This is a genomic window from Staphylococcus auricularis (assembly GCF_051172115.1).
GTDB lineage: Bacteria > Bacillota > Bacilli > Staphylococcales > Staphylococcaceae > Staphylococcus > Staphylococcus auricularis_A.
Genome location: NZ_JBPIZN010000001.1, coordinates 89,768 through 104,241, shown reverse-complemented (window position 1 = coordinate 104,241; position 14,474 = coordinate 89,768). Strand labels below are relative to the sequence as shown.

Below are 14,474 nucleotides of genomic sequence, written 5' to 3'. Positions count from 1 at the left end.
TGTAACTCAACGATCTGATGTTACAAACCCTACACTGTTATATTAACCAACTGATTATATATTGTCTAATATTTAAGTTAGCGCTTTCAACTTTTAAGTTACATTTGTTACATTTTCGTGTTGAATATAAAAATATTTCGCAGCATGATGGGATTTATTTTTTCTGAAAAAATTTTGTTAATAGATGCTATTGAAAATGAAAAAAGCTCACGCCAAATTATATTTTCAACGTGAACTTCATCATTTTTAATTTAAATGTCATACTTTAGCATTGATACATACTCAGTCATCATCAATCGTACTTAAATCACCTGCTGGTAAATCTAATTCCCAAGCTTTCAGTACGCGACGCATAATTTTACCTGAACGCGTTTTCGGTAATTTATCTTTAAATTCTATTTCTCGAGGCGCCGCATGACCTGCGAGTCCTTCTTTGACGAACTTACGAATATCTTCTTTTAATTCGTCTGAAGGTTCATAGCCAGATTTGAGCGCAATAAACGCTTTAATAATTTCACCACGAATAGGATCTGGCTTCCCGATAACCCCAGCTTCAGCAACGGCCGCATGTTCTACGAGTTTGGATTCTACCTCAAACGGACCGACACGCTCGCCCGCTGTCATTATGACGTCATCAACACGACCTTGGAACCAGAAATAACCATCTTCATCTTTGTAAGCTGAGTCACCTGATACGTACCAGTCGCCAATAAAGTAAGATTCATATTTAGCTGGATTATGCCAAATGGCGTGCATCATACTCGGCCAACCTTTTTTAAGCGCTAAATTACCCATGCGATTGGGTTCTAGTTCATTTCCTTGATCATCCACAATTGCAGCTTCAATACCTGGCAACGGTTTACCCATTGAACCCAGTTTGATATCCATGGAAGGATAATTCACAATCATGTGACCACCCGTTTCGGTCATCCACCAAGTATCTAACACACGTTTACCGTAGACATGTTTCGCCCATTTAATCACTTCAGGATTTAGCGGTTCACCCACAGATAAGATACTTCTTAATGAAGATAAATCGTACTTGTGCACGATATCATCACCAGCACTCATTAACATACGCAATGCAGTTGGTGCTGTATACCAAATTGTTACGTTAAATGTTTCAATCATCTTATACCAGATCTCAGGATAAAATCTTCCCCCTGCAATACAGTTCGTTGCGCCATTTAGCCATGGACTAAAAACACCGTATGATGTCCCTGTGACCCAACCTGGATCAGCCGTACACCAATAAATATCGTCATCTTGTAAATCAAGCACGTAACGACCAGAAATATAATGGAGTAACATCGCTTTTTGAACATGTAATACACCTTTAGGTTGTCCTGTCGAACCCGATGTATAATGTAAAATCAAACCATCATCGAGATTTAACCATTCTATATCGAACGTATCTGACGCCGCTTCGAGTTCTTGCTTAAAGTCTACATATGATGCATCTACGTCATCATCCACGACGACAATCGATTCCAGATGAGGTAATTGATCTTTTGGTATTCTTGATAACAAACTGTTCGTCGTGATAACGACTTTGGCTTCACTATCGGACAATCGATCTGTCACCGCTTTTTCCATAAATGCCTCAAATAACGGACCCACGATAGCCCCAATTTTCAATGTACCTAGCAAAGTTATATATAGCTCAGGTGTACGTGGCATAAAGATGAATACCCGATCACCTTTTTCCACATTGACTTTATCTTTCAACACATTCGCAGCACGGTTCGATAGCTGTTGTAAATCTTTAAATGTATATGATTCTTCTCTTCGTTCGTCTTTATACTTTAAAGCTACTTTGTCGCCTTTACCATTATCCACATGGCGATCGATACATTCATATGCCATATTCACTTTGCCAGTTTCATGCCAGGAAAATGCTTTTTCTACCTCGTTCCAATCGAAATCTTGATACGTTTGCTCGTAATCTTTAAGATTGAAATCTCCTTGACCCCTTTATAAACTTCAACTTTCATTTTATTGCCCCCTTTTCAAAATGAAAACGCTTTCTTAAGTGGTATTATAACCAATCTTTTTACAATTTTCAAAATATTATTAAAAATATTTTCGAAGCGTGGGCGTGCTGATAGATTTTCGAGTATAATAAAGATAATTAATGAAAACGTTTTCTCTAATATACGCTTTATCCTTTCATACCATACGCTTGGCGGTAACAAATAGCATACACAATGATGATTAAAGTAGAACATCACTTGAGACCACAGCAAAAAAGAGGTGAATCTTATGGAACATGTTAAAACCTATCAGCACCAGAACTACACAATCGAACAACAATCGTTCATTATCGAAGGACCTGTACCCTCCTCACAATTGAATACGATGACATTTGATGACAAACTCAATGCATTTCGACCTTATGAAGAACAGTTTGAAGCTTTGAAAGAAATCAGTGATCTAGAAGAAGGACGCATTTATGTCTTACATCACGACCAACATATCGTAGGCTATGTCACATTTCACTATCCAGATGAAATAGAACGATGGTCAACCGGAAACCTTCCCTATCTCATCGAACTTGGAGCGATTGAAATCAGTCTACCTTATCGCTCGTTACATTTAGGTAGTGAATTAATCCGGTTGAGTATGGCGGGAGATGAATATGAGGATTATATTGTGCTGACGACAGAATATTATTGGCATTGGGATTTGAAGCATTCAAAGTTAGATGTTTTTGAATATAAAAAACTCATGCAGAACTTAATGTCACATGGGGGCTTAGAAATCTTTGCGACAGATGATCCTGAAATTATGAGCCACCCTGCTAACTGTCTCATGGCGCGTATTGGTTCACGGATCACACTAGATCAACAACAAGCTTTTGATGATATACGCTTTATGAATCGCTTTTTCTTTTAAGGAGTGACTTATTATGAATCTTAGTTCACAAACTACAGGGTATGTTTATTCGAAAGATATTTTGCGCTATCGTTTTAGTAATGATCATCCTTTTAACCAGATGCGATTGAAACTCACGACAGAGCTGTTGCAAGACTCGGGCTTTTTAACAGCGTCACATATCATCAAGCCTAGGATTGCGACGGATGATGAATTAGCACTCATTCATACGTATGATTATATACAGGCGATTCGTCACGCGTCTCACGGCATTTTAAACGATAACGAAGCAGTAAAATACGGTCTTGGGGGTGAAGACACGGTCCCGTTTCGCAGAATGCATTTGCATAGCGCGAGAATTGTGGGAGGTGCGCTCGAGCTCACAGACAAAATCATGCAAGGAGAAGTCACTAATGGTTGTCACCTCGGTGGTGGTTTACATCACAGTTTGCCAGGTAAAGCGAATGGCTTTTGTATCTATAATGATATCGCTGTCACCGCACGTTATCTGACTCAAAATTATGATGCGCGTGTCCTTGTCATTGATACAGATGCGCATCATGGTGATGGAACACAATGGAGTTTCTATGCAGATAATCAAGTACTGAGTTATTCCATTCACGAAACCGGTAAATATTTATATCCTGGTACTGGCCATTATACAGAACGTGGAGATGAAACAGGATTTGGCTATGCGGTCAATATTCCATTAGAACCTTATACCGAAGATGCATCGTTTTTAGACGTTTTTAAACGATCAATTACTCCTGTTGTCGAAAGCTTTCAGCCTGACATTATACTCAGTGTCCATGGGGTAGATATTCATTATTTAGATCCGCTGACACATTTATGTTGTACACTTGAAGCCCTTTATCAAATACCTTACATTATCAAAGATTTAGCAGATATGTATACTGATGGCAAAGTGATGATGATGGGAGGCGGCGGCTATAACATATGGGAAGTCGTACCTCGAGCTTGGAGTCACGTGTTTTTAGCATTAATCGATGAACCCATTCAACATGGGCCAATCTCCAAGGAATGGATACGCAAGTGGCAACACTATGCGCCTAACCCACTGCCAACCGTTTGGGAAGATGGCAAACATGGCTTTCCATACTTACCACGTGCTGAAGCCATTACCGAAACGAATTTAAGACATGCCAACCAAGTCATCAGTTGGTTTAAATAAAAAAAGACATTTATTAAAGTAACCACCATTGTGGCCCTTTAATAAATGTCTTTCATGTTATTTTTTAGTTGTACCACGGTATTCAATGTGGTGTGGTAAAATGACGTTCGGTTCTTCCACTTCTTCATCATTCATAAATTTCGTAAGTAAGCGCATGCCTACCGCACCGATATCGTATAATGGTTGGATGACACTAGATAATTTAGGTCGTACCATTTCGACAAGGCGTGTATTGTTGAAGCTTACGACCTGTAAGTCTTCTGGCACTTTTACGTTATTATCTTGTGCACTATGAAGTAAACCGATGGCTTGTTCATCACTGATAGATAAGACTGCATCTGGTTTTTCAGATTGTAACACTTCATATGCACGGATACCGTCTTTATACATCTCACTACCGCTAAAGATCATACTATCTTTGAGTTCTAAGTTAGATTGAGATAGTACATTTTTCAAGCCTTCCAATACTTCTTCTTGTGCTTTTTTAGAATAATCGCCGCCGACAAATGCAAAGTTTTTGGCTCCGCTATCTATCAATTGTTGTGTGACTTCTTCAGCTGCTGATTTAAAGTCTATATTGACTGAAGCGACACCATCATCTTTACCATTTGTACCAGATACAACGACTGGAATAGGTGTGCGATTGATATCTTCTTTCATTTCTTTAGAAATTGTACCACCTAAGAAGATGATACCATCAACTTGTTTACTTAATAGATTATTAAATATTTCTTTTTCTTTAGCAGGATCGTTATCAGAATTAGAAATAATTGTATAATATTTGTACATCGTTGCGATATCTTCTAAACCTCTTGCAAGTTGTGAGTAATAGACATTAGAAATATCTGGAATAATCACACCTACTGTCGTTGTACGTTTACTTGCTAAACCACGTGCAACCGCATTAGGTCTATAATTTAATTTTTTTATGATTTCATTTACTTTATCTCGTGTCTCTGGTTTCACGTTCTGATTACCATTGACTACACGAGATACAGTCGCCATTGAAACACGAGCTTCTCTTGCCACATCATAGATCGTAACAGTCATGATTTCCTCCTTGTAACCGCTTTATAAGGTTTAAATATAAGCTTTCATATTATTTTCAAAGTGTACCATAAATTTTATATGAGTAAAATTATTTTGTTTACAATGTCAAAATGATGTCATAAAAATAAGTTAACTTAAAAATCAAATTAAATAGGATATCGCAACATATAAAGCGATAAATAGTAATTCATTTTATGGTATACATCTTTTAACTGAATGTCAGTTTATTTTACCTTCGTTATACATTTCGGCTAACGGTTTTATTTCATTATAGAATGTTTCAAATTCGTCTAGATCCATTTGTTGTGCATTATCACTTAATGCGACAGTAGGATCTGGATGAATCTCTGCCATGATACCGTCTGCACCGACTGCTAAACCTGCTTTTGCTGTTGGAATCATAATGTCTTTACATCCGGTACTGTGCGTCACGTCGACCATCACTGGTAAATGCGTACCTTGTTTTAGAATAGGTACAGCTGAAATATCTAACGTATTACGTGTTGCTTTTTCATACGTACGGATACCGCGTTCACACAAAATGATATTGTTATTACCTTGAGAAGCAATATACTCAGCTGCGTAGACAAATTCGTCTATAGTCGCAGATAATCCACGTTTTAATAAGACTGGTTTACGTGTTCTGCCTGCTTCTTTCAATAATTCAAAGTTCTGCATATTTCTCGCACCGATCTGGAATACATCAACGTACTGATCGGCCATTTCAAAGTGAGCAGGATTGACGATTTCACTCACGATATTCAAATCATAGCGATCTTTTGTATTTTTTAATATTTGTAGCCCTTCTTCACCTAAGCCTTGGAAATCGTAAGGAGATGTACGTGGTTTAAATGCCCCACCTCGAATGAATTTCTCACCTTTTTGATGTAAGTTTGCTGCGACTTCATCCACTTGTTCCTGAGATTCTACAGAACAAGGACCGAAGACAAATGATTTTTGTCCATCACCGATTTTCGCACCATTCTCAAACTGTACAATAGTATCTTCAGGTTTCAATTTACGTGAAACATATAAATGCTTTTCGTTCTCTGATTTTTGTAAGTCTGTAGAAGCTTTGAAGATTTCTTTAAATAACTGTTTGATGACATTATCATTAAATGGTCCTTCATTTTTTTCTACGAGATCATTAATCATTTCTTTTTCTCTTTGTGGGTCATAGATTACCGTACCCTGTTTGCGCTTTTCTTCACCAATTTTTTGCGCAACTTCACCACGTTTAGTTAATAATTTTAAAATTTCGTTGTTTATTTCTACAATTTCTTCTCTATATGTCTGTATTTTGTCTGTCATGTTCGTCACCCCAACGCTCTTAATTTATGATTTTGTTTCGCTTTAAAGTGATAAAATACTTATTTATATCAATTCTAACAATTTGATACTTTTGATTCAAGCGACACCGCTGTTAGTCTTTAAGAGAGAAACATAGTGACTATTTTAACTGAATTTTCTGTATATTGGAAGCCTTTTTATCTTTTTTAATGCGTGTAATTTTTCGTTAAAACATAGCTATAATCCACACTAAAAAGACCAATATTTAACTGGACTCATGGTTAACAGTTGGCCTGTTTAAAAGAGAACAATCAAATATCGGTCTTTAATTTGTCTTATTATCCGTTTAATTATTCATCAAAAGATTTTTTCTCTATTTTACCTTCTGATTTTTCACCTTGTTGCGTTGGTTTGTTCTTTTTATAAATCGGTGTTTCATCACTAGAATGTGCTTTCACATCAGCTAAGTCGTCTTCATCTGATTGCGTCACAAGATGGGGTACTTGATAATCTGTATGTGTTTGATTTGGTTTTTCTTCATGTAAAAGATTAGCTGTATTGCTTTTAACTGTATCATCATCCGCTAATGCTTGTTGTTTATCTTTCGCTGCTTGTGCAATACCTTCAGTTGTGAATTCATGTGTAGCGTTTGCTGGTTCATTATTTTCTTCTGATTCATCTTGAATTTCAGCCTCTTCTTGAATGGCACCTTGTTGCGCTTGCAATTCTTTAGAAGTTGGATTCGCTGACTCATCAATATGTTCCACTGATGTGTCGCCTTCAACGTCTCCCTCTTGTTCAGCTGTTTCTTTTGCAGTTGGTGTCACTAAGTTTGGTGCTTTTTGGTCTTTTTGAGCTTGTTGTGTTTTTTCTTCAGCGAGAAGATTCTCTGTATTGCTTTTAACATTGTCGTCATTTGCTAACGCTTGTTGTTTCCCTTTTGCTGCTTGTGCAAGACCTTCTGAAGCATCTTTTTGTGATGAACCCGTAACTAAGTTGGGGGCTTTTTGATCTTTTTCTGCTTGTTGTGGTTTCTCTTCAGCTAAAAGATTCTCTGTATTACTTTTAACATTGTCGTCATTTGCTAACGCTTGGTGTTTATCTTTCGCTGCTTGTGCAATGCCAGCAGATGTATTTGTGTCTGCATTTTTTTCATCTTCTTGTGCATCATTTGAATCATGTGCTTCTTCTTGGATAGCATCTTGTTGCGCTGTCATTTCTTTAGAAGTTGGTGTTGCTGATTCATCAATATGTTCAACGGATGTATCACTATTACTATCTGATGTTAAATCATTGGTTGGCTCAGATTTTTGCTCAGGTTGTGGCTCAGGTGCAGGTGTAGCTAAACCGTGTTCTGAACTTTCTGCTTGAATAGCTTGTTGCTCTGCTGTCGCATCCGTAGCATCAAGATGCTTACTTTCTTCGTTCGCTTTATCGATTAAACGATTGATTTCCTCAACGTTTTGTTGGGCAATCGCTTTTTCACGATTACTTTGTTCAATTACTTTAGAATTAAATTCAGGTGCTTGGTTCGATGCATCTGCTTTTGATTTTGATTTGAGCGTAGTCACTAAACCAATCACTGATCCAATGGCTGTCCCAATTAAAAAGCCATAGACAAAATCACGGTGAAAATATGTTTCTAAGTATGATGAGATATCGTTCGTATCCACATTGCGATCATGTTCGTCTTTATTGTAATGTGCCATAATAACAACCTCCTATAACAAATGCACTTAAACAAAGTTTGAAACCTCATTTAAGTGCATTTGAGTTAAGTATTATTTATTGTCTACTTGCGTCGTATAACTATGATTTGCATCATTTGCTACACTATTAGCTTTGTAGTTTGCACTTCCTCTACGATTTTTTCTGTTTTGCCATTTGTCAGCAATTTCCATTGCAACATTTGACCATTGAACAACTTGAGAAATTTTATCTTCGTTTTGAGAAATATTGTGCGTAATAGAGTTAGTTACACGATCTACTGAGCCGTTTAAATTTTGTACAGAATTACCTATACCTTTAACAGCACCCACAACTGAATTTAAACGTTCTACTTTATCTTGAATATCTTCAGTTAAACGATTCACTTTGTGTAATAAGTCTGTTGATTCACGTGTAATACCTTGTACTTGTCCCTCAACACCGTCAAGTGTTTTAGCCACGTGGTCTAAGTTTTTCTTCACAGAAAATAAAACAACGACAATACCGATACATAGTATTAAAAAAGCAACCGCTGCTATGATTCCTGCAATTGGTAAAATCCAATCCATTAAAAACGCCTCCTAATAAACATATGTTATTTAAATTAAATACCCAACTTATTCTAACATAAACATCCTAGAATTCGGTAGTAGCTTCCATATTTTCCATATATGCGCGTTGAATTTGCTGGATATCTCCAGCGCCCATAAATAAAATAACAGCGTTACGATAAGATTCTAAAATGTTTGTGTTGTGTTCATCTATCAGTTTAGCATTTTCAATCTTATTAAGTAAGTCTTGAATTGTAAGTTCCCCTGTGTTCTCACGAATTGAACCGAAAATTTCACATAAGAATACGTGATCCGCTCTGTTTAAGCTTTCAGCAAATTCATCTAGGAACGCTTTAGTTCTTGAAAATGTGTGCGGTTGGAACACAGCTACGACTTCTTTATTCGGATATTTTTTTCTTGCAGTTTCAATTGTCGCGTTGATTTCTCTAGGATGGTGCGCATAATCATCAACAAGGATTTGGTTGTTTAATTTCGTTTCATTAAAGCGACGTTTCACACCACCGAATGTTTCTAAGGCGTCTTTAATGTTTTTGACATCCATATCTTCTAAGTAGCATACCGTGATGACGGCTAAGCTGTTTAAAATGTTGTGGTCACCAAATTGTGGTGAACGGAACGTATCAAAGTATTCACCTTTAACATAGACATCAAACTGTGTGCCTAATTCACTGATTTGAAGGTTGTCTGCATACACATCATTAGATTGATCTAAACCGTAATAGTAGATAGGTACATCTGCTGCGATTTGACGTAAGTGATCGTCACCGCCCCAGGCAATAATTGCTTTTTTCACATTAGAAGCCATTTCTTGGAATGCGTTAAACACATCATTGATATCTTCGAAGTAATCTGGGTGGTCAAAATCAATATTCGTCATGATGGCATAATCAGGATTATAACTTAAGAAATGGCGGCGATATTCGCATGCTTCAAAAGCGAAATAATCACTTGCAGGAATACCTAAACCTGTACCATCACCAATGAGGAATGATGTTTTTTTATCTCCATTCATCACATGAGATAACAAACCAGTTGTTGACGTTTTACCATGTGCACCTGTCACAGCGACAGATGTATATTGATCGATCACTTGTCCAAGGAAATCATGGTAACGGATTACCTCTAGGTTTAATTCATGTGCAGGTTTAATTTCTTCATGGTCATCAGAGAATGCATTACCTTGCACCACAACCATACCTTCTTGAATATTGTCAGCATCAAAAGGTAAGATTTTAATACCTTTATTGAGCAGTGCTTTTTGAGTAAATACATATTTATCTATATCTGAACCTTGTACTTCATTTCCTAAATCGTGCATAATCTGTGCGAGTGAACTCATCCCTGCACCTTTGATACCGACAAAATGATAATGCGTCATAGTTTAATTCCCTCTTTCTATATTTAAATATCGTCTAAATCAGATTCAGTGATGTAAACATCTCTCGGTTTAGAACCATTTGCCTCTGAAATATAACCGAGTTCTTCTAACTGATCAACAATTCTAGCTGCGCGATTATATCCAATTTGGAAATGTCGTTGAATGAGTGATGTCGAAATATGTCCTTCTTTAACCATAAAGCGACATACATCATCAAATAAGTCATCTTTCGCTTGGCCTTCAGTTTTCTTCAACAATTCTTTTTCTTCGAATAGGTATTGTGGTTCACGTTGTTGTTTTATGAAATCAACCACTTTATCTATTTCATCATCCGAAACAAAGGAACCTTGTACACGTATAGGTTTATTCATACCGCTTCCAAGATAAAGCATATCACCATATCCAAGTAAGCGTTCTGCACCACCATTATCTAAGATCGTTCTAGAGTCAACACTTGAAGACACCATGAAGGCGATACGTGTAGGAATGTTCGCTTTAATAAGACCTGTGATGACGTTAACAGATGGCCGTTGCGTTGCGACAAGCATATGAATACCACATGCACGTGCTTTTTGTGCAATTCGTGCAATGGATTGTTCAACATCTTGTGGCGCCATCATCATGAGATCTGCAAGCTCATCAATGACGATGACGATTTTCGGCATTCTGTCTTCGTAATTCGCTTTTTTGTTAAAAGCAGTAATATTACGCACATGGTAGTTCGCAAATAATTTATAACGACGTTCCATTTCTTCTACTGCCCATTTCAGACTTTGTGTCGCTGCTTTCACATCAGTTATCACGGGTGAGATAAGGTGTGGAAGATCATTGTATGGTGCGAGTTCTACCATCTTAGGATCGATGAGTAACAATCTTAATTCTTCTGGATGGTTTTTGTATAGTAATGAAATTAAAATACTGTTGATACAAACTGATTTACCTGATCCTGTCGCCCCAGCTATGAGTGCGTGAGGTGTTTTCGCGATATCCATCAATAATGGTTCATTATTAATACGCAATCCCATTGCGACAGTTAATTTAGACTGTGCGTTTTTAAAGGATTGAGACTCAATGATGGAACGTAAATTGACTTTCGTCGCATCTTGGTTTGGCACCTCAATACCGACTAAGCTCGTTCCAGGAATAGGTGCTTCAATGCGAATATCTTTGGCTGCGAGTGCCATTTTCAAGTCATCTTGTAAATTAGTGATACGAGACACTTTGACACCTTTTTCGACTGATAATTCAAAACGTGTGACACTTGGTCCTACAGTTACATTTTGAACTTCTGCCGGTACATTGAAGTAATAGAATGAATCATTTAACTGTTGTTTTTTCTCTTCAATCCATGCTTCATCGACCTCATGTGCTTCTGGCTCTTCTAATAAATCTAATTTAGGAAGATTGATGTTAGGGCCTTTACGGATTGATTTCATCGGTTCAGCTTGTGTGATTGTTGATCCTTCATTTTGTTGTTGATTATCTTGACGAGATGTTACATTCACTTCATTTTGATTTTGTGCCGGACGTGAAGGACGGTCATTAAAATGCATGCGTTGACTCGGTGAAGTTTGCGCAGCAGTTCGTTGTGATGAAGATTCAGTTGATTCTGCTTGTGTAACTTCAGCTTCATTATACGCTTCTGTTTCTTGTTCAGTGTCATGAGATGACTCAGTTTCACTATCTAATCCAGAAGTTGAACTTGCGTTATTAGTTTCTGTTGATACCGTACCGTTAGATTCATCGTTTGATGACTCACTTTGCGTTATGGAGTTGTTTGATGATTCAGTTTGTCTGTTTGCTTGAACCTGCGCTTTTTTCGCGTCTAACATGCGTTTTTTATCTGATGGTGTCATGACCACATTGAATGGTTTACTACCTTTTTGAATAGGTGATTTTGCTGTAGACTCATCATGCGTTTGTTCGTTTGTATTATCATCTTGGTCATTTTGTTTTTCTAATGTGGAATCATCAGAAGCTACAATTTGTGTATCTGAAGACTCGCTCGCTTCATCTTTATCTTCTTCAGATTGTTGTGATTGCGTTAATTCAGAAGTAGATTGATCAGTCTCATCACTTTTATCACTTTGTGCTACAGATTGATCGTCTACTGTTTCGGTTACATCCGCTTCTGTAGTTTCAGAGTCAGATACGTCTTTACTATTTCCAGCTTCTATTTGCACATTTTCAGCTGATGTTTCGTCTGATATTTGTGAATCTGTTTCAGGTGTTTCATTGTCACCGGATGTTGCTTCTTCTTGGTCTTCATCCGTTTCCATGTGCAGTTCTGTTTGTGCTTCTTCATCAGCTGTTGAATAGTTTGATGAGTCAGCTTCTGATGTTGATTCATGGTCATCAGAAGTGATTTCTCGATATTGCGCATCTGAGATTTCGGCTTCATCTACGTCCTCAGCTTCATCTGTTTCAAACTCTGAAGACGTTTCATCTTGATAATCTTGTGATGCATTAGTTTCCTCTGAATCCTCAGATGTCGTTGGTTCTTCTGTTACCATATCTAATTGATGATTTGAATCTTTGGCTTCTGTTTCGATTTCGGGTTGTTTGTCTCCTTCAGATCCATCTTCATTCTCAACGTCACTTACGATTTCTCGATCGGTTGTTGAAGAGGTATGTACATCGTCTAAATTGACTTCTTCATAGCGATATTGTGTTGTTGGTTGATCTTGTGTCGTATCAGCTTGATGATTTGAGTCTGACTCTGATTGTTGATTGTCTTCAGTACCTGCTTTATCTAATGAACTTTCTCCAGTGAGATTTTTCGCTTGTTTGGCATACATTTCATCAATTGCTTTTTGGATGCCATCTTCGTTCGTCTTATTATGTTCTTCACGTTTTTGTTGTAACGCCTTTTTGAACTGACGTTTTTGTAAGATCTTACGTTCGCGTTCACGTCTGATTTCTTCGACGATTTGTGAAGCATAGATATTTTCTATATTGATTGTATTATCTTGTTTAGAATAAGACGGTGTTTCAGATTGTGTCTCTTGGGGTTTGTGTTCTGTCTGTTGGGCGCTTCGTGATTCAGCATCGTTACTTTGATGCGTAACGGTTTGTTCATCCTGATCTACTTCACGATTTCGATTATCAGTATAATTACGTGCCGCATCACTTTCTAAGCCCTCGCGTTGTTTATCAGTTTGCGCCGTTTCGTTATATGACGTTGATTGATCATCGTCGTTGTCTTCAGCTGGTGGAATAACGCCGTTTTCAATTTTTCTACGTTTTCTATTACCAAACACGGATGAAGGTACATCAGACACTCTGAATTCACGTGTGAGTGGTGAACTGTCTGGGGTTGAACGTTTTCCTTTCGTTTCTCGTTTGGACTGATCAGTTGTTGTACGATGACGTGTACGACGTTCTTGAGAAGTAGGACGTTCGTAACGAGGTGTCTCTTGTTCACCTTCTGATCGATCTGAACGACTTGACTCACTAGATTGACCTTGAGGTTGATTCATACGACGATGACGCCGTCTGTGTGCCGTTTGACGATTTGGTTCATGCGTATCCTCTTGGTTATATGTTGGGATATCAGATGTCTCTGCATAATCAATATGTTTATCATCACTTTTTTCGGATGACTCTTCTGTATTGATTTGAATTGGGAATCTGAAGCGTCCTCTAGGTCTACTGTAAATATCGTTATGTTGAGAAAGTAATGAGTCTTGTTTTTGTTGACGCTCGATTTTTTCGCGTCGTTGCTGTCTTTTATTGACAGGTTTATCGTTGGATTCATTATCTTCTCCAAATAGCTTGTCAAACCAGCTCATACTTTCTTTACCTCCTTTTTATGCTTCGAAAAATGCTTGTCCTACTTCGTAATCATCTGACAAGACCATAATTCCTTTTTCTTGTGGTGCGTTTGGTAAATCTAATTCTTTCATAGAACATACCATGCCGCTTGATGGTACACCGCGTAATTTTGCATCTTTAATAACCGTACCACTTGGCATGACAGCGCCCACTTTAGCGACTACGACCTTTTGTCCTTGGTCGATATTAGGTGCACCACAAACAATTTGTAGTGATTCGTCACCGACATCTACGCTTAAAATGCTAAGTTTATCGGCATTAGGATGTTTTTCTTTTGTAGTCACGTACCCTACGAAAAATTTAGGTGATAAATCCACATCTAGTTCATTTGTGAATCCATTATCTTTAATTGCTTTTTGTAATGCATCGACGGTTGCTTCGTCCAATTGAATATGACCGTTACCTTCAAGCGTCACATAGCTAGAAAGATTAAAGATATTATAACCTAAGATCTGATCATCTTTTTTTATTTCTACGACGTCACCTTGTTTTTCATATTGAAACGGACCTTCTGCAGGTTCTAATTGTAAAAATGCGACATCTCCAACCGCTTCTTTATTATAAAATAAATTCATGA

General features: G+C 37.5%; 9 protein-coding genes and 1 pseudogene. 2 read left to right on the top strand and 8 right to left on the bottom strand.

Going from position 1 to position 14,474, the window contains the following annotated elements:
* Window positions 1-282: 282 nt before the first annotated feature.
* Window positions 283-1,994 (bottom strand): annotated as a pseudogene (gene acsA / locus ACSBRB_RS00590) (acetate--CoA ligase).
* 268 nt (window positions 1,995-2,262) lie between these two features.
* Between acsA and ACSBRB_RS00585 the strand changes: the two are divergent.
* On the top strand, window positions 2,263-2,895 hold the full coding sequence (locus ACSBRB_RS00585) for a GNAT family N-acetyltransferase (RefSeq protein WP_435031148.1): 633 nt from the start codon (window positions 2,263-2,265) through the stop codon (window positions 2,893-2,895).
* Window positions 2,896-2,908: 13 nt separating this feature from the next.
* On the top strand, window positions 2,909-4,066 hold the full coding sequence (locus ACSBRB_RS00580) for an acetoin utilization protein AcuC (protein ID WP_435031147.1): 1,158 nt from the start codon (window positions 2,909-2,911) through the stop codon (window positions 4,064-4,066).
* A 57-nt stretch (window positions 4,067-4,123) separates the two neighbouring features.
* Here the strand turns inward: ACSBRB_RS00580 and ccpA are convergent, their stop codons facing one another.
* The 7 genes from ccpA to ytpR all read right to left on the bottom strand — a co-directional run bounded on the left by ccpA (window position 4,124) and on the right by ytpR (window position 14,472).
* Window positions 4,124-5,116, bottom strand: coding sequence for a catabolite control protein A (gene ccpA / locus ACSBRB_RS00575; RefSeq protein ID WP_435031146.1), 993 nt, complete (start codon window positions 5,114-5,116; stop codon window positions 4,124-4,126).
* A gap of 219 nt (window positions 5,117-5,335) precedes the next feature.
* Window positions 5,336-6,427 (bottom strand): bifunctional 3-deoxy-7-phosphoheptulonate synthase/chorismate mutase, encoded by a 1,092-nt coding sequence (locus tag ACSBRB_RS00570; RefSeq protein WP_435031145.1) that lies wholly within the window; start codon window positions 6,425-6,427, stop codon window positions 5,336-5,338.
* 329 nt (window positions 6,428-6,756) lie between these two features.
* On the bottom strand, window positions 6,757-8,115 hold the full coding sequence (locus ACSBRB_RS00565; protein ID WP_435031144.1) for a prolipoprotein diacylglyceryl transferase: 1,359 nt from the start codon (window positions 8,113-8,115) through the stop codon (window positions 6,757-6,759).
* Window positions 8,116-8,187: 72 nt separating this feature from the next.
* Complete coding sequence (locus ACSBRB_RS00560) at window positions 8,188-8,682, bottom strand: DUF948 domain-containing protein (RefSeq protein ID WP_435031143.1); 495 nt, start codon at window positions 8,680-8,682, stop codon at window positions 8,188-8,190.
* Window positions 8,683-8,749: 67 nt separating this feature from the next.
* Window positions 8,750-10,063, bottom strand: a complete 1,314-nt coding sequence (gene murC, locus ACSBRB_RS00555) for a UDP-N-acetylmuramate--L-alanine ligase (protein ID WP_435031142.1) — start codon at window positions 10,061-10,063, stop codon at window positions 8,750-8,752.
* A gap of 23 nt (window positions 10,064-10,086) precedes the next feature.
* Window positions 10,087-13,854, bottom strand: a complete 3,768-nt coding sequence (locus ACSBRB_RS00550; RefSeq protein ID WP_435031141.1) for a DNA translocase FtsK — start codon at window positions 13,852-13,854, stop codon at window positions 10,087-10,089.
* 18 nt (window positions 13,855-13,872) lie between these two features.
* Complete coding sequence (gene ytpR / locus ACSBRB_RS00545; protein WP_435031140.1) at window positions 13,873-14,472, bottom strand: YtpR family tRNA-binding protein; 600 nt, start codon at window positions 14,470-14,472, stop codon at window positions 13,873-13,875.
* Window positions 14,473-14,474: the final 2 nt, after the last annotated feature.